At 69.3% G+C, this 20,402-nt stretch carries 19 protein-coding genes and 1 pseudogene; 10 read left to right on the top strand and 10 right to left on the bottom strand.

Annotation, left to right across the window (positions count from 1 at the left end; genetic code table 11):
* Positions 1 to 18: 18 nt before the first annotated feature.
* Complete coding sequence (locus KBX00_RS02735; RefSeq protein WP_301547249.1) at positions 19 to 1,812, bottom strand: MFS transporter; 1,794 nt, start codon at positions 1,810 to 1,812, stop codon at positions 19 to 21.
* Between the two features lie 774 nt (positions 1,813 to 2,586).
* On the opposite strand from KBX00_RS02735, the gene KBX00_RS02730 reads away from it, so the two are divergent.
* Positions 2,587 to 3,105: a MarR family winged helix-turn-helix transcriptional regulator gene (locus KBX00_RS02730; protein WP_210822921.1), complete on the top strand. Its 519-nt coding sequence runs from the start codon at positions 2,587 to 2,589 to the stop codon at positions 3,103 to 3,105.
* Between the two features lie 188 nt (positions 3,106 to 3,293).
* Here KBX00_RS02730 and KBX00_RS02725 read toward each other — a convergent pair.
* The 3 genes and pseudogenes from KBX00_RS02725 to KBX00_RS02715 all read right to left on the bottom strand — a co-directional run.
* Positions 3,294 to 3,836, bottom strand: a pseudogene (locus tag KBX00_RS02725) (STAS domain-containing protein); the annotation flags it as partial.
* An 85-nt stretch (positions 3,837 to 3,921) separates the two neighbouring features.
* A complete protein-coding gene (locus KBX00_RS02720; protein ID WP_210822917.1) occupies positions 3,922 to 4,191 on the bottom strand; it encodes a GlsB/YeaQ/YmgE family stress response membrane protein in 270 nt (89 codons plus the stop codon).
* 43 nt (positions 4,192 to 4,234) lie between these two features.
* Positions 4,235 to 4,696 carry an STAS domain-containing protein gene (locus KBX00_RS02715; RefSeq protein ID WP_210822915.1) on the bottom strand — a complete coding sequence of 154 codons (462 nt, stop codon included), beginning with the start codon at positions 4,694 to 4,696 and terminating at the stop codon, positions 4,235 to 4,237.
* 154 nt (positions 4,697 to 4,850) lie between these two features.
* On the opposite strand from KBX00_RS02715, the gene KBX00_RS02710 reads away from it, so the two are divergent.
* The 5 genes from KBX00_RS02710 (at position 4,851) to KBX00_RS02690 (ending at position 10,796) form a co-directional block, all read left to right on the top strand.
* Positions 4,851 to 5,540 (top strand): response regulator transcription factor, encoded by a 690-nt coding sequence (locus tag KBX00_RS02710; RefSeq protein WP_210822914.1) that lies wholly within the window; start codon positions 4,851 to 4,853, stop codon positions 5,538 to 5,540.
* Entirely contained in the window at positions 5,537 to 6,892 is a 1,356-nt protein-coding gene (locus KBX00_RS02705; RefSeq protein WP_210822913.1) for a cell wall metabolism sensor histidine kinase WalK, read from the top strand. The genes KBX00_RS02710 and KBX00_RS02705 overlap by 4 nt, the downstream gene beginning before the upstream one ends.
* Positions 6,893 to 6,933: 41 nt before the next feature.
* Positions 6,934 to 7,485 carry a GerMN domain-containing protein gene (locus tag KBX00_RS02700; protein ID WP_210822912.1) on the top strand — a complete coding sequence of 184 codons (552 nt, stop codon included), beginning with the start codon at positions 6,934 to 6,936 and terminating at the stop codon, positions 7,483 to 7,485.
* A gap of 88 nt (positions 7,486 to 7,573) precedes the next feature.
* Positions 7,574 to 9,487, top strand: coding sequence for a molecular chaperone HtpG (gene htpG / locus KBX00_RS02695; RefSeq protein ID WP_210822911.1), 1,914 nt, complete (start codon positions 7,574 to 7,576; stop codon positions 9,485 to 9,487).
* A gap of 337 nt (positions 9,488 to 9,824) precedes the next feature.
* Complete coding sequence (locus KBX00_RS02690) at positions 9,825 to 10,796, top strand: diacylglycerol kinase family protein (protein WP_210822910.1); 972 nt, start codon at positions 9,825 to 9,827, stop codon at positions 10,794 to 10,796.
* Here the strand turns inward: KBX00_RS02690 and KBX00_RS02685 are convergent.
* Positions 10,780 to 11,526, bottom strand: a complete 747-nt coding sequence (locus tag KBX00_RS02685) for a phosphotransferase family protein (protein ID WP_210822908.1) — start codon at positions 11,524 to 11,526, stop codon at positions 10,780 to 10,782. The genes KBX00_RS02690 and KBX00_RS02685 overlap by 17 nt on opposite strands.
* Positions 11,527 to 11,840: 314 nt before the next feature.
* Here KBX00_RS02685 and KBX00_RS02680 point away from each other — a divergent pair, with 314 nt between their 5' ends.
* Positions 11,841 to 12,560, top strand: a complete 720-nt coding sequence (locus tag KBX00_RS02680) for a VOC family protein (RefSeq protein ID WP_210822906.1) — start codon at positions 11,841 to 11,843, stop codon at positions 12,558 to 12,560.
* 190 nt (positions 12,561 to 12,750) lie between these two features.
* Here the strand turns inward: KBX00_RS02680 and KBX00_RS02675 are convergent, their stop codons facing one another.
* From KBX00_RS02675 to KBX00_RS02660, 4 genes are all read right to left on the bottom strand, one after another.
* The gene (locus KBX00_RS02675) at positions 12,751 to 13,329 is read right to left on the bottom strand and encodes a DinB family protein (protein ID WP_210822904.1); all 579 of its coding nucleotides are present in this window, start codon (positions 13,327 to 13,329) and stop codon (positions 12,751 to 12,753) included.
* 304 nt (positions 13,330 to 13,633) lie between these two features.
* A complete protein-coding gene (locus KBX00_RS02670) occupies positions 13,634 to 14,461 on the bottom strand; it encodes a type II CAAX endopeptidase family protein (protein ID WP_210822902.1) in 828 nt (275 codons plus the stop codon).
* 314 nt (positions 14,462 to 14,775) lie between these two features.
* A complete protein-coding gene (locus KBX00_RS02665) occupies positions 14,776 to 15,249 on the bottom strand; it encodes a hypothetical protein (protein WP_210822900.1) in 474 nt (157 codons plus the stop codon).
* 452 nt (positions 15,250 to 15,701) lie between these two features.
* A complete protein-coding gene (locus KBX00_RS02660; protein ID WP_210822898.1) occupies positions 15,702 to 16,127 on the bottom strand; it encodes a DUF6210 family protein in 426 nt (141 codons plus the stop codon).
* 254 nt (positions 16,128 to 16,381) lie between these two features.
* On the opposite strand from KBX00_RS02660, the gene KBX00_RS02655 reads away from it, so the two are divergent.
* Both KBX00_RS02655 and KBX00_RS02650 read left to right on the top strand, forming a co-directional pair.
* Positions 16,382 to 16,834: a hypothetical protein gene (locus KBX00_RS02655; RefSeq protein WP_210822896.1), complete on the top strand. Its 453-nt coding sequence runs from the start codon at positions 16,382 to 16,384 to the stop codon at positions 16,832 to 16,834.
* 163 nt (positions 16,835 to 16,997) lie between these two features.
* Entirely contained in the window at positions 16,998 to 17,738 is a 741-nt protein-coding gene (locus tag KBX00_RS02650; protein ID WP_210822895.1) for a glyoxalase, read from the top strand.
* A gap of 280 nt (positions 17,739 to 18,018) precedes the next feature.
* Here the strand turns inward: KBX00_RS02650 and KBX00_RS29590 are convergent, their stop codons facing one another.
* On the bottom strand, positions 18,019 to 19,395 hold the full coding sequence (locus KBX00_RS29590) for a tetratricopeptide repeat protein (protein ID WP_210822893.1): 1,377 nt from the start codon (positions 19,393 to 19,395) through the stop codon (positions 18,019 to 18,021).
* 23 nt (positions 19,396 to 19,418) lie between these two features.
* On the opposite strand from KBX00_RS29590, the gene KBX00_RS02640 reads away from it, so the two are divergent.
* Positions 19,419 to 20,216, top strand: coding sequence for a DUF2625 family protein (locus tag KBX00_RS02640; RefSeq protein ID WP_210822891.1), 798 nt, complete (start codon positions 19,419 to 19,421; stop codon positions 20,214 to 20,216).
* Positions 20,217 to 20,402: the final 186 nt, after the last annotated feature.

Below are 20,402 nucleotides of genomic sequence, written 5' to 3'. Positions count from 1 at the left end.
CCGACAGTGGTTGCGCAACTACGTGCGGGTGGGTGTCGCGGCCGGGCGGGCGTCCCGCGGATCGTCGTCGTCGGAGGCTGCCGGCCGGGTCGCCGGCACACCGTTGCCGGTCGCCGGCCACGGGTCGGCGGGTGGCGCGGCCCTGGTCCGGTCCACCGACACGGCGCCGACCCCGCGACGCGCGAGCGGCCCGACGGAGGCGCCCAGTTCCGGCCCGAACACCAGCAGCAGGACCGTGGCGGCCAGGCACAGCACACCCAGCACGACGGCCGGCGCGACGAGCCCGCCACCGAGGGAGAGGACCAGCAGCATGGTGGACGGTCCGAGGATGCCGCCGACCTTGGTGGCCGCACCGGCGAAGCCGGAGCCGGTGGCCCGCATCGCGGTCGGGTAGATCTCGGCGCTGTACGGCAGCAGCATCGCGTTCACCGCCGACAGCGACAGCACCAGCAGTCCGATGGAGGCCAGCAGCAGCATCGTCCCGCCGCTGGCGGTGCTCCAGAGGGCCACTCCGCCGAGCCCGAGCGCGGTGATCGTGATGAACAGCGCCAGCGCGCGGCGGCCGCTCCAGGCCGCGTAGAGCAGCACGACCAGCACCAGGGCGGGGGTGGAGTAGAGCGCCGAGTCGGCCAGCAACCCGCTCGCGACACCGCCGGCCAGGCCCGCCTCGCGCAGTTGCGCGGGCAACATCACCAGGAAGCCGAAGTTCACCAGGCCCCAGACGACACCGACCACCCCGATCACCGATGTCACCACGGGGTACGCCCGCAGCATCGCGCCCACGCCGGGGCGCGTCGCGGCGGCGACGGTGTCGGCGGCCGGTGGCGTGGCACCCAGGTGGGATCCGTAGCGACGGAGCACCCTCTCCGCCTCGGTACGCCGCCCGGCGCGCAGCAGGTACAGCGGCGACTCGGGGATCAACGGCGCCAGCAGCAACAGCAGCAGCCCGGAGGGCAGCCCGATCAACCAGAGCGCGCGCCAGGTCAGCGTCGGCTCCAGGTGGCTCGCCGCCTCGCTGGCCGCCAGGTAACCGCCCAGACCACCGATCCCGCCGACGGTCACCGCCACCCAGCCGCGGTGCCGGCGTGGGGTCAGCTCGGCGATCAGGGTGAACACCAGGGGCAGCAGGCCACCGGCGGAGGTGCCCATCGTGAAGCACATGACGAGGTTCCACTCGAAGGTGGGCATGGCGCCGCACGCCGAGGTCGCGATGAACAGCAGGGTGGCCAGGAGCAGGGCGGTCCGCCGCCCGTACCGGTCGCCGAGCAGGCCCCAGAGGACCGAACCCACGGCCGTGCCGGTGAGGGCCACCAGGGGCAGGATCGAGATCGATTCGAGGGACATGCCGTACTCGTCGCTCATGCCGGGCATGACGAAACCGAGGGTGAGTGGCTTCATGATGTCGACCACCAGGGCGATGGTCAGCACCGCGCAGGTGATCCAGTACGCCGGTCGCAGCCGGCCATGCTCGATCGACTCCACGGTGACGCTCGCGGAGTCCGGTCGCTGGACTCCCGCGAACAACGCCCGCCCGGCCACCAGCAGGCCGACGAGGAGCAGCAGCATGCCGAGGATCATCGTCGGCGTCCACATGTCCATCGGCTCGCCGGGGGCCATGCCCTCCATGCCCGGCATGTCGGCCATGCCGTCCGTGCCGGGCTCGGCCGACCCCATCCGGGCATGGTCGATCATCATCTTCACGTCGGGCAGTTGAAACAGGACGCCGGCCGTCACCAGCGTCACGCCGAGCAGGAATCCGAGTGGTCCGCGGCGTTTCGCGGGTGCCACGTCGACAGTGCGGGATTCGGACATGGACTACCGACCTCCGAGCTGTCCTGAGACGAGAAGAACGTCGGCGAATTGGCGACCACCGAAATCTACAAGGGTGTTTCCCGGGTGACAACCGTCAATTATTTGACTCATTTCGGTGAGTGGTCATGAATTGCTGCCTCCGGGTGGCTCACCCTGTTTGCGACCAGTTTGACGGGCTCTGATCTATCGATCAGTCGGCGAGCGTTGCACGGTCACGTCGATCGGTGCTAGGCTCACTCAAGGTGATCAACAGGCCCACCCAGTGCTGTCGCCGTGTTGACGTTTACCGCCATTTCCGCACTTCAAAGGCCCTGTCGGAGCTGTCGTTGAGAGGCGTGCGCACCGCACCGTCGGGTCGCGCCCGCAGCGGCATCACCTCCGCGACAAGTCCCGGACCGCGACCCGTCGGGCAACCGCCTCCGCAATTTCCGAGCATATTCGTTCGTGAATTGCTGGCCATCTTCCCGTAACGCGCCGGGGTCTATACAAATGCGTCGAGCAGGGCAGCCGCCGGCGTCGCGCGATCGGGACTGGCCTCGTGCAGCTCGGGCGCGAGCTGCGCCGCTTCCCGGAAAACGATCTCCGGCCGGTCGGTACGCGATCGGCGTCGCTCCGCGCGGACCGGGCGCAACCCGAGCAGGTGGGGCGGCACGGTGTCGGCGACAACCGTTCCCCATGGCCCGGAGCGGCCATCCAGTCACGGTCGGTGTCGCAGTTGTCCCCTATGTGGACCGGTCGTCCCGATCCGGCCCGTGTTGTGCCAGCATGGAGGACATGACCATCCAGTCCGACCCGATGGCGATGACGGACGACGTGCGCGGCGAGCCGGCCGACGAGTTCGTCGGCGCCCTCGTCTCGCTGAGCCGGGTGATGGTGGCCGTCGCCATGCGGACGCTGGCGCGCATCGACGCCGATGTGACGCTGCAGCAGTTTCGGACGCTCGTGGTGCTGGTGCCCGGCCCGCAGCGGGTGGTCGACCTGGCGAAGTTGCTCGGCGTGCAGTCGTCCACCGCCACCCGGATGTGCGACCGGCTGGTCCGCAAAGGGCTGGTGGCACGGCACGAGCGGCGGGCCGACCGTCGGGCTGCCTGGGTCGGGCTGACCGTCGCCGGCAAGGAACTCGTCGGCCTGGGCATGCGAGCCCGACAGCAGGAACTGGAGCGGATGCTTGCCGACCTGCGCCCCGGCGACACCGACGTCACCACCGGCGCGCTGGTGGCGGTACTGCGCGCTGCCGGTGAACTCACCGACGGAGCCTGGTGGCAGCAGTGGGCGGATTCGGTGGTGGAGTGACGGAAGGCCGGCGACCCGGTGCCATCCAGGGCCGGCCGCCGGCAGGGCAGCGGTCAGACGGTGACGCGGCTGGCCGCACGGCGGCGGGGCGTGGGCACCGACGGCACCTCGGCGGCCGGACGCGGCACGTCGGACGGCGTCACGTCGACCGGCGAGACGCCGGCCGAGACGGCGTCCTGCAGCGCCGCGACGCGCAGCTGATCGAGGGCGGCGTCGAGGCTGTCGAAGATCGGAAACACCCCGTCGAGCTTCATCGTGTGCAGCACGGTGCGGATGAACCTCGACGGCGCGGCGAGGCAGAGCCGTCCGCCGCGCTCGCGTACGTCCCGGTGCGCCCGGACGAGCATGCCCAGCCCGAGCGAGTCGATGACCTGCACGTGGGTCAGGTCCACCACCACCGTCCCGGCCACGTCGAACGCGCCGCGCAGCGCGGCCCGCAGCGCGTCCCCGCTGTCCTGGTCGCCGCCGCCGTCGGTGGGCACCACCGCCACCTCGGCGACGCCACCGGACCCACCGCGGTCGGCGTCACCGGGCGAGCTGCCCGGCGGCAGCGCACTGCACCGGGGGCAGCGGTGCGGGCCGGTGGCGAACGGTGAACCGCTCCACCCGTGGTCGGAGACCAGCGTCCAGACAACCTCGGCGTCGGGCAGCACACATGCGGTGCCGGTGGTGGTCTCACCACAGACGTCGCAGATCAGGGTCATCAGGTTGTCGTCCGGTACGACGGTCATCCTGCTTCCTCTCCGGTGCCGCGGCCGATCGGCCGGGGTACGGGACTCGGGGCGGCGGGTGGGGCACCGTCGCCGTACGGACTCCTCACAGGGAGTCGGAGCGTTCCTTGCCGGTGGTGGCGACCACGATCACCACCGCGACCGCGGCGAGCCCGGCCTGCACGACCAGGCCCAGGAGACTGAACCCCTGTACGCCGGCGAGCCAGGCGGTGATGGCACCGAGCAGCGAGGCGACGGCGCCGATGGTCATGGTGAGCCACAGCGGCGCAGCCGGACGGCCGGGCAGGACCAGTCGGCTGAGCGCGCCGACGGCGAGGCCGACGGCGAGGGCCGTGGCGATCCCGGCGCTGGTCATGCTGCTCCTCGTGCTCGCGGTCAGATGCGTCGGCTGCGGTGTGTCAGGTGCGTACGGTGACAGCGGCGCGGCCGTACGCGGCGGCGCGCGGCACCGTACCCGGTGCCGGTGTCCCGTCGGCCGGTAGCACGCCCGGTGCGGCGGTGGCAGGTGCGGCGGGGGCCGCCTCGGCGATCGGGGCCGAGGTGGCCCCGGCGTCGGTGTGCACCGGCAGGATCTGGTCCAGCCGGGCGGTCTGCAGGATGCGGGTGATGCGCGGGTTCGGATTGCGTACGGCCAGCACACCGCCGGCACGGACCATCCGACGGTGCACGTCGAGCAGCAGGCCGATGGCGGCGGCGTCGATGTGCCGACAGCCGGCCAGGTCGACCACGACCTGGCGGGGACGCAGGGCCAGGAGCTGATCGAGGACCGCGCCGGTCTCCGGCAGGCAGCTCAGATCGAACTCGGTGATGGCCACCTCCACCAGCGGCACCGAGCACTCGGGGCGTCGTGGTGCGGTCACGTGCAAGCCCCCCTCTCCTGCGGTCTCCGAGTGGCTCTCACCCTGCCCAGCGGGGTTGGCGGCCACCGCGCGGACGGATGACAGTTGCGTGACAAAACCCCCTGTTGTCGATCGCGGTTGGCCCGGCGGCCAGGGCTTGGAGATGATTCCGGGTATGACAGCGGTACTGGTGATCGAGGACGACGACCGGATCCGGTTGGCGTTGCTGCTCGCTCTGGAGGACGAGGGCTACGAGGCCCGGGGAGCGGCCACCGCCGAGGAGGGGCTGCGCACGCAGCGCCGCGATCCCGCCGACTACGTCCTGGTCGACCTGATGCTGCCCGGCATCGACGGCTTCGAGGGCATCCGCCAACTGCGCCGTGACGACGACGTACCGATCGTCGTGGTCAGCGCCCGCGACGACACCCACGACATCGTCGCCGCCCTCGAGGCCGGTGCCGACGACTACGTGGTCAAGCCGGTGGCGATCAAGGAACTGACCGCCCGGCTGCGCGCCCTGCGCCGACGTGGCCGCACGACGACCGCACCGGACGGCCCGCAGCCGGTGCCGGTGTTCGCCTTCGGTGACCTGGAGGTGAGCCCCGAGGCGGGGGAGGTGCGCCGCTCCGGTGCACCGGTCGCGGTCACCCGCACCGAGTTCCGGCTGCTGTGCGAGCTGGCCGAACACGCCGGCCGGGTGCTCTCGCGGCAACAGCTGCTCAGCCGGGTCTGGGGGTACGACAGCGGCGACGAACGGCTTGTCGACGTGCACGTCGGTCGGCTGCGCCAGAAGATCGAAGCCGATCCGGCCAACCCCCGACACCTGGTGACGCTGCGCGGGCTGGGCTACAAACTGCAACGATGAGACGCCTCGGACTGCGTGCCCGGGTCACCGCCGCGTTCGCGGTCGGTGCGTTGCTGTTGTCCGCCTCGATGGCCCTGGTGTCGTACGAACTGACCCGCCGCACCCTGCTCGACGAGCGGGAGCGCACCGTGCTGCGGGCGGCGTACTACGACGCGGCGGTGGTCCGCGCCGGGCTGAACATCGAGAACCCGGACGTCGCGGAGGCGCTGCGGGCGTTGGACACCGGCACCGGACGGCGACCCCTGGTGCTGCTCGACGGCGAGTGGTACGCCCGCACCGCCGACACCGGGCTGACCACGATCGTGCCGGCCCGGTTCCAGGAGCTGGTCTCGGCGGGAGAGCCGGCGGTGCAGCGGGTCCGCGTCAACGACACTCCGGTGATGCTGGTCGGCGTGCCGCTGTCCGAGTCGACCGCCTTCTACGAGATCGCCTCGCTGCGGGAACTGGAACAGACCTTCCAGGTGCTGGCGCTGGCGCTCACCGCGGTGGCCATCATGGTCGCCGGGTCGGGGGCGGCCCTCGGCTGGTACGCCACCCGACACGGGCTGCGTCCGCTGACCGCCGTCGCCGACGCGGCCGAGCGGATCGCGGCCGGCGACTTCACCACCCGACTCGCCCCGGACACCGACCCGGACCTGACCCGCCTGTCCACCTCCTTCAACCGGATGGTCGACGAGCTGGCCGGGCGGATCGAGCGGGACCGGCGTTTCGCCGCCGACGTCAGTCACGAACTGCGCTCGCCGTTGCAGACCCTCGCCGCGGCGGCAAGTGTGCTGTCCCGGCGTCGGGAGGGCCAGGACGAGCGGACCGCCACCGCGGCGCGGCTCGTCGCCGACGAGATCGACCGTTTCCAGCAACTGGTCAACGACCTGCTGGACCTGGCCCGTGGTGACCAACCGGTGCACCGGGAGTCGGTGGACCTGCCCGAGCTGGCCCGGCAGGCGTGCCGGGACCGGGACCTGCCGGAGTCGATGGTGCAGTTGGCAGCGGGAACGCCAGCCGGGTGGCGGGTGGACCGTCGCCGGGTCGCCCAGGTGTTGGCGAACCTGCTGGACAACGCCGAGCGGTACGGGGCGGGACCGGTCGCGGTGCGGCTGTCCCACGCGGCGGACACCGGCGTGATCGAGGTCGACGACGAAGGCCCGGGAGTGCCGATGGAGGACCGCAAGGCGATCTTCGACCGTTTCGTCCGGGGCCGGGCGGCCAACTACCGTGGCGGCGGTGACGGTACCGGCCTGGGGCTGGCCCTGGTGGCCCAGCACGCCGCCGCGCACGGCGGAGACGCCTCGGTCAGCGACCGCCCGGAGGGCGGCGCCCGATTCCGGGTCACCCTGCCGGGGAGCCTCTCGTGAACCGGCCCGGCACCGTCCGGGCCGCGCGGACGGTCGGGGTCGTGACGATCTTGACCGTGTCCGCCCTGCTCGGGGCGTGCGGGGTACCCGCCGAGGATCGACCCCGCGCGGTCACCCCGCCACCCGTACCCTTCCCGGCCACGGCCACCGCCGCGCCGACGGCGGCCGAGACCGGCGCGGTGACCGAGGTGCTCTACTTCTCCCGCGACGAACGCCTGGTGCCGGTGATCCGCCGGGCCGACCAGGTGCCCGCGCTCGACGCGCAGTTGCGGGCCCTGCTGGCCGGACCGACCCCGGGCGAGCGCGACGACGGGCTGACAAGTGCCCTGCCGGGAGCCTTCACCAGCGCGGTGGTCGAGCTGGTCGACGGGTTGGCCCGGGTCACCGTCGGGCTGACGGCGGTGGACACCGGCCGCAGCGACGGTCGGCTGGCGTACGGTCAGATCGTCTGCACGCTCAGCGCCCGCACCGACGTCACGGCGGTGCTGTTCCTGGAGGGCGACACGCCGCTGAGCGTCCCCCGCGCGGACGGCTCGCTGTCGTCGGAGCCGCTCACCGCCTCCGACTACGCCGTGTTGATCAATCCTCGGTGAGAACGGGCGGACCGCCCGACGCACGCGCAGCGCGACGACTCGTATCCTTTCCGCGAACCGTCGTGCTGATGACCGGAAAGGACTTGGTGTGAACGACCGGGCCGAGACGTTGGAGTTCCAGGCCGAAGCGCGTCAGCTGCTCCGGCTGATGGTCCACTCGATCTACTCGAACAAGGACGTCTTCCTCCGCGAGTTGATCTCAAACGCCAGCGACGCGCTGGACAAGCTGCGCCTTGCGTCGATGGTAGACAAGGATCTCGCCGTCGACACCGGCGACCTGCACGTCGCCATCGAGGTCGACCGGGACGCCCGCACCCTCACCGTGCGGGACAACGGCATCGGCATGAGCCGCGACGAGGTGGTCTCCGTCATCGGCACGATCGCCAAGTCCGGCACCGCGGAGCTGCTGCGGCAGCTGCGGGAGGCCAAGGACGCGGGCGCCTCGCAGGAGCTGATCGGTCAGTTCGGCGTCGGCTTCTACGCCGCGTTCATGGTCGCCGAGCGGGTCGAGCTGGTCACCCGGCGGGCCGGCGAGAGCGGCGGTACCCGCTGGGAGTCCACCGGCGAGGGCACCTACACCATCACCGAGCTGGACGACGCTGCCCAGGGCACGGCGGTGACCCTGCACCTCAAGCCCGCCGACGCCGAGGACAACCTGCACGACTACACGGCCGAGTGGACGATCCGGGAGATCGTCAAGCGCTACTCCGACTTCATCGCCCACCCGATCCGGATGACCGTGGAGCGGCCCGGCACCGACGACGCCCCCGCCACCATCGAGACCGTCACGCTCAACTCGATGAAGGCGCTGTGGGCCCGCCCGCGCGGCGAGGTCGAGCCCGCCGAGTACCACGAGTTCTACAAGCACGTCAGCCACGACTGGGCGGACCCGCTGGAGACCATCCACATGCGGGGCGAGGGAACCTTCGAGTACGAGGCGCTGCTGTTCATCCCCACCCACGCGCCGCTGGACCTGTTCTCCCCGCAGGGGCGACGGGGCGTGCAGCTGTACGTCAAGCGCGTGTTCATCATGGACGACTGCGACGCGCTGATGCCCAACTACCTGCGGTTCGTCAAGGGTGTGGTGGACGCCCACGACCTGTCGCTGAACATCTCCCGGGAGATCCTCCAGCAGGACCGCCAGATCCGGGCCGTCCGCCGCCGCCTGGTCAAGAAGATCCTCGCCACGGTCAAGGACCTCAAGACCGACCAGCCGGAGCGTTACCGCACCTTCTGGACCGAGTTCGGGCCGGTGGTCAAGGAAGGTCTGCTGGAGGACACCGACAACCAGGACACCCTGCTGGAGATCCTGTCGGTGGCCTCCACCAACGACCCGGCCGAGCAGACGGACCTGGCCGGCTACGTGGCACGCATGCGGGAGGGCCAGAGCGACATCTACTACGCCACCGGCGAGAACCGGGCCACCATCGAGAACTCTCCGCACATGGAGGCGTTCCGCGCCAAGGGCTACGAGGTGCTGCTGCTCACCGACCCGGTCGACGAGGTCTGGGTCGAGCGGGTCGGCAGCTACGCCGGCAAGACGCTGCGCTCGGTCGCCAAGGGGCAGGTCGACCTCGACAGTGAGCAGGAGCGTACCGAGGCCGAGGCCGAACGGGAGCGGCAGCGCACCGAGTACGCCGACCTGCTCGGCTGGATGGGCACCGTGCTGGCGGACAACGTCAAGGAGGTCCGCCTGTCGTCGCGGCTGACCACCTCGCCGGCCTGCGTGGTCGGCGACGCGCACGACCTCACGCCCACCCTGGAGAAGATGTACCGCGCGATGGGGCAGGAGGTGCCGAAGGTCAAGCGCATCCTGGAGATCAACCCGACCCACCCGCTGGTCACCGGCCTGCGCAAGGCCCACGAGCAGGGTGCCGGCGACTCCCTGGCGGAGACCGCCGAGCTGCTCTACGGCACCGCGCTGCTCGCGGAGGGCGGTGACCTGGCCGACCCGTCGCGGTTCGCCCGGATCCTCGCCGACCGCCTCGCCCGTACCCTGTAGCCGCGCCCGCCGTCAGCACTTCGCCCGCTGCCGGGATCGAATGGCGTCACAGCCACCCCGGTCCCGGCAGCGGGCGGGCTCGTGTCTGCCCGGCCGGGAAGTGGCCTGTGGCAGGGTGTGTGGGCCCTGTCGAGCTGAACCGTTTGTGCTATCACGCCGTGCGCTGTGGCGGTGGCTACGGACCGCGTCTCGGGCTGTGATCCGTCTGCGCTATCAGGTCGACAGCAGCCGCACACCCCACCCCACCGGTCAACCCCTCGCCGGGCTCACTGCGCCGCATCCGCGGCAGTAGCGGGCCAGGCGTGAAATTGCCGGCGGTCGGGTACCACTGGCCGGCATGAGTGCGAGTGTGCTTGTGGATCCGGACCGGCCGGCGTCCGCCGTGGCGGTGGGCACCGTCGCGGTCGTGGCCCACCGGAAGAAGAGCCTCGGTGGTGGCCTGGACGAGCTGCGCGCCGCCCTCGTCGGCGCGGGTGTCGAGCAGCTGCTCTGGTACGAGGTGCCCAAGAGCCGCAAGGCACCGAAGAAGGTGCGCAAGGCGCTCGACAAGGGTGCTGAGCTGGTCTTCGTCTGGGGCGGCGACGGCATGGTGCAACGTTGCGCCGACACCCTCGCCGGATCCCGCGTACCGATGGCGATCCTGCCGGCCGGCACCGCCAACCTGTTCGCCACCAACCTGGGTATTCCCGAGGATCTGCGCGAGGCGGTCCGGATCGGTCTGCACGGGCAGCGGCGCCGGCTCGACCTGGGCAAGCTCAACGGCGAGCACTTCGCGGTGATGGCCGGTGCCGGTTTCGACGGTGACCTCATCCGGGAGGCCGACCGGGAGATGAAGGGACGTCTGGGTCGGCTCGCCTACGTGTGGACCGGGCTGCGTCACGTGCGCGGCGAGCTGACCCGGACCCGGATCACCGTCGACGGTGTGCTCTGGTTCGATGGTGAGGCCAGTTGTGTGCTGTTCGGCAACGTCGGCACCATCACCGGCGGCATACCGGCCTTCGACGACGCGCGCCCCGACAGCGGTGCGCTGGAGATCGGGGTTTCCACCGCGAGCGGCGCGATCGACTGGGCCCGGACCCTCGGCAAGATGGCCACCGGCCGCTCAGCCGATTCGACGTTCGTGCGGATCACTCGGGGCCGCAAGGTCAAGGTCCGCTTCGCCGAGCCGAAGACGTACGAGCTGGACGGCGGCGCCCGCAGCACGGCCCGGAAACTGAAGGTACGCGCCGTGCCCGCCGCGCTGACCGTCTGCTGCCCGGACCGGGACACCATGGACAGGTCGCCCGATCTCCTCACATCCGCGATCTGAGGACGTCGAACTCGCAGCCGGGTGCGGACGGGTCGAAGCCGTGTTCGATCAGCCAGCGGGACGCCAGCAGGCTGCGCGTCGACCACCAGGCGCGAATCACGTCCCGGTCGACGTCGGTGCCGTAACCGGCGAGGAGATCGTCGAGTCGTTCCTCGTGCCCGAGGGTCAGGATGGCCAGGTCGTACAGCGCGTCGCCGGGTGCCGCCTCGGACCAGTCGATCACGCCGGTGACCTCGTCGCCGTCGGTGAAGATGTGAGTGATCTGCAGGTCGCCGTGCATGAACACCGGAGTCCACGGCCGGAACGCGGCCTCGGCTATCTCGCGGTTGCGCTCGACCAGGTCGGCGGGCAGGGTGCCGCTGTCGACGAGCCAGGCGCATTCGCGTTCGAGTTGCGCGTCCAGGCCGACGAGCTTCCTGCCGGCCCACGGCGGTGGTGGCGCGTCGTGCAGTTCCCGGATCGCCACGCCCGCCGCGGCCCACGCCGCCGGTGACGCGGGCGACGGCTCGCCGAGACGGCCGAGCGCCCGGCCGGGTACGGCGGCGATCGCGAGGACCGGCGGCCTGCGCCACAGGACCTCGGGGGTCGGGACGGGCGCCAGCCGCATCGCCTCGACCTCCACGTCGATGCGCGCCTGATCACTGTCGACCTTCAGGAACACATCGCCCACCCGCAGGGTCGCGCGCTCACTGTGGGCGACGACGACCGTGACCTCATCCACACCAGCCATTATCGAGGGCCGATCGGCGATGTCGCTGCGGGCGCGCTCCGAGATGAGTCTCGTCTTCGGCCGCTGGGAGGCGTCCGAGGATGCCGGCAGGTCCTGGCGGAAGGACTTCGACCTCACCTTCGAGCGCGCCTGAAATCCGGCACGCCTCCGATCGATCAGTACCGCGCAACGGCAGATCCGGATGCCTGATCTTGGCGAGCCGATGGCTCGTCTGGGCGGCATTGATTCTGGGTCATCGGCCGATCGGGTGGCTGGCGGTGATGATCGGCTATTTCCATGGGCGACGGACACCCTGCGACGTCTAGGAAGGAGGCATGACCAACGAGCGGACCGTTCCCCTGCTGCCGTGCGCCTCCATTGACGACGTCGAAACCTTCTACGGAGTCCTCGGTTTTCGCACCACGTACAAGCAACGCAAGCCCAACCCGTGCGTGGCGGTGCAGCGGGAAGACCTGCATCTGCAGTTCTTCGAGATCGCCGGGTTCGACCCGGAGCAGTCCTACGGGTCCTGTCTCGTCCTCACCGCGGACATCGAGGGACTGCACTCGGCGTTCGCCGCCGGCATGCGTGCCGCGTACGGCAAGGTACTGGTGTCCGGAACGCCGCGGATGACCCGGCCGCGGGCGCGGAAGAACGCCGACGGGTTGGGCGGGTTCAGCGTCATCGACCCGGGCGGCAACTGGATCCGCGTCTTCCGGGACGCCGCCACCGCGCCCATACCGGACAGCGCGCCCGCCGGGCGGCTGGCCAAGGCCCTGGCGAATGCTGTCGTGCAGGCCGATTCCAGGGGGAACGTCGGACAGGCCGTTCGGATCCTCGACAGCGCATTGGCCCGCCCGCATGCCGACGACGACCCGGTCGAGCAGGTAGAGGTCCTGGTCTACCGCGCCGAACTCGCGATGGTGCTGCACGATCCAAAGACTGCGGCCGAGATGCTGGCCCGCGCCCAGTCCGTCACGCTCACGGAAGACGAATCCGAAAGGGCGGCACCCGTGTTCGACAACGCCGCCGACATCGCAGCAGCACTACGGTGACTCACCACACGAACGCCTCCCTCATCTCGGCTACGTCCGGACGCTGGGTGGCCCGGGAGCACGGCTCCCCGACGACTGAGATGCCAGCCCAGATGGGCACCTGGGGCGACGCCGTGAACGAACTCAGTTTCGCGGGCCGGAGGCGGCCACGCTGGCCGCCTGGCCGCGCCGCGAGACCGTACGCGCGTCCTCAGGCGAACTCGCGCGCGGTGGATTCCAGCCTCTCGTGGTAGGCGGCCCACCACGTCTCGTCGCCCTCGACGACGTTGTCGCCGGGCCGCCGCCAACCGACCTGGCCGTCGATCAGCTCGCGCACGATGTCGGCGTGTCCGGCGTGCCGGTTCAGCTCGGCGAGCATGTGTACGAGAATGTGCTGCAGCGTCACCGGCGTGTGGCCCCACCAGCGCACCGAGCCGGGCGCGTCGATCGGGAGCGTCTCGATCGTGGCGTCGGCATGTGCCCAGACTCGGTGCCACAGGCCGATGATGTCGTCGCGGGACTCGTCGGCCGCGGCCCACATGTCCGTGTTCGGCTCCGCGTCTTCGTTCAGGCCCGCGACGGGCTCGGGAAAGGGGCGGTCGAACACCTCGCCGAAATACCCGGCGGTCACCGAGGCCAGGTGCTTGACCAGCCCGAGCAGGTTCGTCCCGGTCGGCACGAGCGGGCGCCTGAGGTCGTACTCCGACAGCCCGTCGAGCTTCCCGAGCAGTGCCTCACGGGCCTCCCGAAGATACCGATGGAGATTCGCCTTGGCGTCGGGGTCTGTCATGCCGCCCAGGATCTCACCGCCGCGATGCCCCTGTACACCGCAACTCGCGGCAGATCGGGGTACCCGAGATCGCGGGCAACATAATGCGGTCGTTGCCCACCGGCGCGCCGCGCCGGCCACACCGTCACGGACAACGCACGGCATCCGGTTGTGCCGAGCCATCTCCAATGAGACGCGCCCGCCAACCAGTCACTGAAGCTGTCGAACACCAGCTCAACGGCCCCGCCCGATGACAGCTTCCTTGAGACAGTGTCCGGAGTGCACATCTCTGCGGGCGCGCCGCTGCGCGCTTGGGCGCGAGAGGTCAGCGGGTACGGAGGACGACGTCGGTGACGGCACCCTCGCGGGAGAAGAAGTGGTCCCGCTTCCAGATCACCATGACCACTGCCACGACAGCGAACACGTAGTTTTCCCACGGCTGCCCCTCAGGGTAGGCGGGGATGTTGGCCTGAAAGTGGAACAGGGCGGGAATGAGGATGCTGCCGCCGGAAACGTTGAACAGGGGCGTCATGATGATCGATAGCGCGAACGCACCGAGCATGAATGGGCCGAAGGACCATGCGCTCTGCGGGGTGCCGCTGAGCAGGAACGCGGGCAGATGCCACAGCCCCCAGAAGAATCCGAGGATCAGGCTGGTCACCAAGGGGTTGACCCGACGTTGCAGCATCGGCTGGGCGTAACCGCGCCAGCCGAGTTCCTCGATCGGCCCGAGGAGGAGCGCCGGGATCAGCGCGGGCAGGACCATGTACCACGGCGAGAAGGGGAACTCGCCCGCCGTCCCATTCAGCAGCGCGCTCACGTACTTGCCCGCCGGCATCGCAAGCAGCAGGAACCACCACCATCCGGCAGGCATCCGCCACAGGGCCAGACGGCGCAGATGGTCCCGGACATCGCGCAGGCCGCCCTCCCGCCAGATGACGTAGAGGGCCGCGAACTCGGGGGAGTACACGGCCAGGACGAAAACCGGGTGCGTGCCGGACGGAGGGCCGAAGACCGGCTCCATGAGACCGCCGAATGCGATCAGGGACGCCAGAGCCCCCCAGCCGAACAAGAAGGTCAGAGCGAAGAACACGACGAGAGGCCGACGAAGGCGGATCTGCGGGGATGTCCAATTGGTCGCCACGACGCCCATCATCGATCTCCCTGCTACGCGCGTGGATCCGGATCTCCCCGGAGCAGCACCCCGAACCTGCTGCCGCGACCTCAGGGTGGGTACCCTTGCCGCCGGGGATTCGCTGCTGCCCCAGACGGCCAGAAGTACAGGTCGTAGCTCACCCGCAGCAGCGTCGCGACCTCCAGATCGACGCATCCTCCTCGGAGAGCCGAACGTCCGCGCCCAGCAAGGCTCGGCCACCGGCAGCGACGGGTACACCGCCTGCCCACACGCTCGATGCGGTAGATGAGGATGCTCAGCGATAGGTCGCAGCGGAAGGATCAGCCGCCTGCTTAACTGATCAGCGCCTGTCTGAGCGCGTTGAGCAAACCTTGACTGAAAGGGCTGTCCACGTCCGGCGTAACGAGAGTGACCAGCGACAGCCCGGCGGTGACCAACGTCGCCGGGTAGGGCTCGAAGCTAAATCCTTCTCGTTCGTAGGGATCTTCATTGAGCTGAATCTCGACCGCCAGCTGGCTGGAGGACTGGTAGAGCACTGCGAACGGTCCCTCGGCTTGCTCCATGAGCGAGTACCCGAGATCGTCCCAGCGCCGCTCCATCTCCGCATCGCGCGCGACGTACACCTCACCTGCGCCAGCCGGTACCTGCGCCCGCGTCGTCCGCCATGGAAGAAAGGGCCCGACGTGGTTCCCGCCCAGGGCGACCAACATCTTCGGCCATCTGCCATGCAGGTCGTCCAGCATCATTCGAATGCCAGCGTGGACCGGTGCGCCCGTGATGAGAACCGTGTCGTATCCCGTGATCATCAGCGCTCCGCTCCGCTACGGATCCATCCGCTGCGGCCAGCGGCGGCAGCGACCTCGACGGTGACGTGGGTGTACCGGGGGGACCGGTTGGTCTGCCGCAAGAGCCGGAACGACGCCATGGTCCTGATCGTTCCACCCGATCGCACACGGCGACCACCATCAGGTGCCTATATCTCGCAGACCAGGTCGCACCTGTTGCAGCATAGCGTGCATGATCATCCACTCGGCGCTGGGCACTGGTGGTCCGCGATCTGGGAGGTCGTATTGATGTCGATGCTCACCCGGTTGGTGCGCCCGGCAGCCGTAGGGGCTTCGGTTGAAGACGGCCCCTCCGGCGAGGGGAATCCCCCGGCCGGACGGCTCGCATCCGCCGGATACCTAGCGGTATATGCCGATTACTCCATTCATGCGCACTTCGCCCACGAGTTCCGCTGGTTCGCATGAGTCGAAGCTCAGTCCGAGTTGCGCCACACCAGCACCCCAGGGCCGTCGGGAGTGATCACCGGAACCCATGCCTCATCGGCCTCACGGATCCGGCTCTCGTCCAGCCGCAGGGCGTACGGCTCCTCGCTGTGTCCATCGCACGCCCAGTACGAAAGGCCGCCGATGATGCGACTAAGCCTGTCCCGCTCCTCGCCTCGCCACGGATGGGTCCAGGTGCCGGCTCCACGGAAGTCCTTCTCGAACAACTGGCGTAGTACGTCAAACGCACCGTCGCCCGCTATCGGGACGAGGAAGCCTTCCACCTGCCCCTGCCGACATGCTGTGCCGCCGTACTGCTGCTGATAAAACACCCCGGTGCCCGCCTCCACAACCACATACAGCCACCCCCCGGCCATGCCATCAGGGTCCAGGAAGACAAACCGCCGAGAACTCATGGTGCAAGTCTGCCGGGTCTCCGTCACCACCCCAACGGCATGGCAACCGGCGTTGGCGCCCTCAAGTGGATGGACAGATCCGCGAGTGGGCGGGGGCTGGCCGGGTGAGCTACGGGAAACCCTGCCGGCCTCCGAACGGTGACACGGCGGCTACCGCGCGTCGATCACAACGAGCATATCGATCACTTACCGTGACGCTCGGTCGGCGGCATGTGCGGATATCGGCTTGGCGTCAGCTGGTACAGGATATGGGCGTGAGTGAAAGTCTCCTTCGTGTCGTGCCGACCGTGCCAGATTGGGTGCCGGCCGAGGACGCCGTGGATGCTGCGGCCGAGGTCGTCTCGGCGATGTGTCCGGACGCGGGAGAGCTGGTCGCCTGCCGGTACGCCGACGTTACGTTCATCGACCAGGGCGTCAACTTCGAGGCAGTCGGCTGCCCGGTCTGCGCGGCTTCGCTGGATTCCGACTGGTGGCAGGAGCGCATGGACGATGCCTATGCCACTCGCTTTGCGACATTGGATGCCGTGACACCGTGCTGCAGTGCCACCGTTTCGCTCAACGACTTGGAGTACTCCTGGCCAGCCGCCTTTGCGCGATTCGAACTTCAGGTTCGCGATCCAGGCCGTGGCTGGTTGTCGCCCGACGAGGCAGCGCAAGTGTCGACCGTGCTTGGCATCACGGTTCGCCAGGTCTTCAGTCACTACTGACGGAGCACCGCAGGCAACGACGCCCGCTCGGCGGCATGAGCGTGCGCGACGATGCAGCTCTGTCAAGTCCGCAACGATCGTCGAGTTCTCGCATGTGCGTGATGGTCGCGGGTTTGGCAGACTGCTGCGTCGCCTGCCCTGTTGAACAAATGAGGTGCTGACGATGCTTGACGAAGGTGTCCAGCCCAACGAGACCACCGTGCCGATGCTGCCCTGTGTGGCACCGGAGGAAACCCTGGCCTTCTGGCGCGCCATGGGCTTCGCCGTGACCTACGAACAGACGAAGCCCTACCTGTACCTGGCGTTCCGGTGGCGCGGTTTCGAGCTGCACTACGGGCGCGCGTCCAGCAACCTGGACCCGTCGGAGAACACCGGCGGATGCCTGGTAATGGTCGATACGGTCGCGCCGTACCATGCAGCGTTCACCGAGGCGATGCGCCGCACGTACGGAAAGGTGCTTGCCAAAGGGCTACCTCGGATAACGCGGTACCGGCCCGGGGCCTCACGGTTCACCGTCACGGATCCGTCGGGAAACTCGATCATTTTCATCCAGCGGGACGAGCCGACGGAGTTGGAGTACGGCGGCTCCAAGCAGCTGCAAGGGCTTGCCCGGGTTCTGGACAACGCGCGGATCCTGCGCGAGTTCAAGAACGACGACCGGCATGCCTTCCGAGCCCTGAACTCGGGCCTGCGCCGCCACGGCGACAGCGCACCGGCCGTGCAGCAGGCAATGGCGCTGGCCGTGCTCATCGAGCTGTCGACGGCACTGGAGGAGTCGGAACGGGTGCCGGAGTGGGGCGCCAGGCTTCGGCAACTCAGCCTGACTATGGAGGAGCGTCGTCAGGTTGAGTCCATCGTTGCCGACCCCACGCTGCTCGAGCGGTGGATGCCCGCCACGGCCTGACTGACGCACCGGCCACCCTGTGACGCCGATGAGGAGGACTCCACACCGTCATAGCAGCACGGCCCGTCGCGTTCGTCTGTTGGCGTATACAACGTACGCGGTGAATTTCGCCGGTCCGCCGGTGTCGGCCGCATCAGGGGCTCAGTGACGCACTGTCATCGGCACGACCGCGCGCTCGACCTCACCGCATTGCGTCACGCGACGTGACGCCCGACTTGCGCATGAGCGCGCATTCGGTCGTGAGAATCGCTGGTGGGCCGGGCCGTACGTCGGGCAGGGGTCAAATCGCGTGTCGGCGAGCGACGAAGACGTCGGCTTCGGAGATTCGTCCAGCGAGGCGACCGGCCTCGTGGATCTGGTCGTCGGTCATCATCGGGACGATCTTGTGTGCCTCATGGATGCCGTCGCCATTGCCGGCGCTGAGCATGGCGAGGTACCAACGCAGCGCCTGGACGAGGTTGACGGGACCACCGAAGCCGTCGCGGTACCAGCAGGCTGCCGCGAACATGCAACCCTGGTGCCCGATCTCGGCGCCCCGGACGTACCACCGCAACGCCTCGTCATCGATATCAAGCTCGCTGAGGTGGTTCGCGAGATGCGGGTATGCCTCATGCACTCCGGCTTCCGCTGCCCGCCGAAGCCACCGCACAGCCTCGTGGTGATCGCTTTCCTTGACGCCGAGGTTGTAGGCCGCGTATCCGTCACCGGCCTGCGCCGCCGCCCGATACAGCGCCATCGCCCGGGTCGTGTCGCCCAGCCCGTCGGCGCCGCCGTCGAGCAGAAACGCCAGCGCGCGCTGCGCCTCCGGGTCACCGTCGGCGGCGGCGACCTCCAGCAGCTCAGCACCGGCGACCTGCTCGTCGAGGTGAAACGCAAGAATGACGCCGAGCATCGTCCGGGCACGGCTCTGATCCGCCGACAGCTCACGCAGACGCGGCACGAGCAACTCCAGTTGCCGCAGCGCTCGCGTGTCCCCCTCCTTCACCGCGCGCAGGAACCACTGCGCCGCAAGGACCGGGTCATGCCGCTGACCGGCGTACAGCGTCCCGAGGTCGAACGAGACCTGACCTGCGTCGGTCACCGCGGCCGCCAGCAGTAGCCGTTCCGCTTCGACGAAGTCTGCCGTGACCCCCTGCCCGGTGGCGTACATGATGCCGGCCATACGAAGGCCCCCGGAATCACCGAGATCCGCCGCGCGGCGGTACCAGGTCAACCCGACCGCGTACCGTCGCGCGTTCGCGTGGATCGCCCCGAGGTTGTATGCGGCCTCCGCGCTGCCCAGATCGGCGGCACGCTCGTACAGCGACAGCTTCCTGGCCGGGTCCACCGGCCCGCCGAGCCCTTCTCCGGCAAGCTGAGCTGACAGCAACAACGCATCAGGGTCGTCGCCAGCCAACTCCAACAGCTCCCGAGCCGCCCCGTACTCCCGCCGCTCAACAGCCAACAGACCCTGCTCGTACGCCGTCAACGCCACGATCGGCAGTGTAGGGCCTCCGGACGACGTCACGAACGCATCCGATTCACCGGAAACCGAATGCGCGCACATCGGCACGACCGGGCGTCGGCGTGACCCGGTTGTCGTGACGCTGCGTAACGGACGGTCGGTGGCATGGTCGCCCGTCCCCTCGCACAGAGGCCAGATGAGCGCGCCTCGCACGACCCACAAACCAACTCCACCTGGTGGCAGTCAGGCTGCTCGACCGGGATCAGCGGGTCAGCGGGACACACTTCGCCGACGTGCAGCGGCCGGGGCATGATGATCGGATGCGCAACGTAGAGGAGCTGAAGGCTACATCCGATCCGGCGTGGCCAGCGCTCGAGATGGAACTGCTGTCGAATCCGCAGATCAACATCTTGCCGGTCTCTGCAGCCGTCGGGCATGACAGCCTGTACCGCTTCCAGGTCTCCACGCGGTCGCGGCTGGGTGCGCTGGCATTGCACACCGGTGGTCTGCTGGTCGACGACGGCTGGCTGCGTGTGCTCGGCGGTGGTGGCGAGCGCGGTCTGCCCTCGCTGGCGGAGGTGAACGTCCTGCCGGGCGATGAGCAGGCGCCCGCGGCGCTGGTGGTCGGCTACGACGTGCTCGGCGGACGATTCGAGGTCAACGGCCCCGATCCGGCGACCATCGGCCGCCCCGGGGAGCCCGGCGAGGTGTGCTACTTCGGGCCGGACACGTTGGAGTGGGAGTCCCTCAGCGCTGGTCACGGTGCTTGGCTGTCGTGGATCGCCGAGGGTGGTACCAGCCAGTTCTACGAGTCCCTGCGCTGGCCAGGCTGGCAAGAGGAGACACGCGGGTTGCCCTTGTCGCACGGCATAACGGTCTACCCGTTTCTGTGGTCGCGCGAAGCGCACCAGAACCTCGCTGGCACCACCCGGCGGCCGGTGCCCATGGCCGAGCTGTTCTCGTTGCAGGACGACTTCGCTGCGCGGTTCGCCGCGGAACCGGACGCCACGGCGTTACACGTCCGCGTCGTGTAACGCGGCTAGCGTGAGCACCCACAGCCTGATGCCCAACTACTGAGAGACACGCCCGGTCGGCGGCATTTCAGGGAGGTGAAACGAGGAGTGCCTGGCGGGAGTTGGTGGAGACACCTCGGGCAATGAGGTCAACCAAGCCCCAGGCGTTGTAGAGCCGAGGCGACGTACCCACGGGCGGCCCGGTGC

The organism is Micromonospora sp. C95, from assembly GCF_018070465.1.
In the GTDB taxonomy this organism is placed as follows: domain Bacteria; phylum Actinomycetota; class Actinomycetes; order Mycobacteriales; family Micromonosporaceae; genus Micromonospora.
Note: the sequence above shows the minus strand (reverse complement) of the source record. Positions and strands in the feature narration are given on the sequence as shown.

Bases quoted from the DNA above. Each gene is read 5' to 3' on its own strand.
- KBX00_RS02735 (WP_301547249.1), bottom strand. From the start codon at position 1,812: ATGTCCGAATCCCGCACTGTCGACGTGGCACCCGCGAAACGCCGCGGA.
- KBX00_RS02730 (WP_210822921.1), top strand. From the start codon at position 2,587: ATGACCATCCAGTCCGACCCGATGGCGATGACGGACGACGTGCGCGGC.
- KBX00_RS02720 (WP_210822917.1), bottom strand. From the start codon at position 4,191: ATGACCAGCGCCGGGATCGCCACGGCCCTCGCCGTCGGCCTCGCCGTC.
- KBX00_RS02710 (WP_210822914.1), top strand. From the start codon at position 4,851: ATGACAGCGGTACTGGTGATCGAGGACGACGACCGGATCCGGTTGGCG.
- KBX00_RS02705 (WP_210822913.1), top strand. From the start codon at position 5,537: ATGAGACGCCTCGGACTGCGTGCCCGGGTCACCGCCGCGTTCGCGGTC.
- KBX00_RS02690 (WP_210822910.1), top strand. From the start codon at position 9,825: ATGAGTGCGAGTGTGCTTGTGGATCCGGACCGGCCGGCGTCCGCCGTG.
- KBX00_RS02685 (WP_210822908.1), bottom strand. From the start codon at position 11,526: ATGGCTGGTGTGGATGAGGTCACGGTCGTCGTCGCCCACAGTGAGCGC.
- KBX00_RS02680 (WP_210822906.1), top strand. From the start codon at position 11,841: ATGACCAACGAGCGGACCGTTCCCCTGCTGCCGTGCGCCTCCATTGAC.
- KBX00_RS02675 (WP_210822904.1), bottom strand. From the start codon at position 13,329: ATGACAGACCCCGACGCCAAGGCGAATCTCCATCGGTATCTTCGGGAG.
- KBX00_RS02670 (WP_210822902.1), bottom strand. From the start codon at position 14,461: ATGGGCGTCGTGGCGACCAATTGGACATCCCCGCAGATCCGCCTTCGT.
- KBX00_RS02665 (WP_210822900.1), bottom strand. From the start codon at position 15,249: ATGATCACGGGATACGACACGGTTCTCATCACGGGCGCACCGGTCCAC.
- KBX00_RS02660 (WP_210822898.1), bottom strand. From the start codon at position 16,127: ATGAGTTCTCGGCGGTTTGTCTTCCTGGACCCTGATGGCATGGCCGGG.
- KBX00_RS02650 (WP_210822895.1), top strand. From the start codon at position 16,998: ATGCTTGACGAAGGTGTCCAGCCCAACGAGACCACCGTGCCGATGCTG.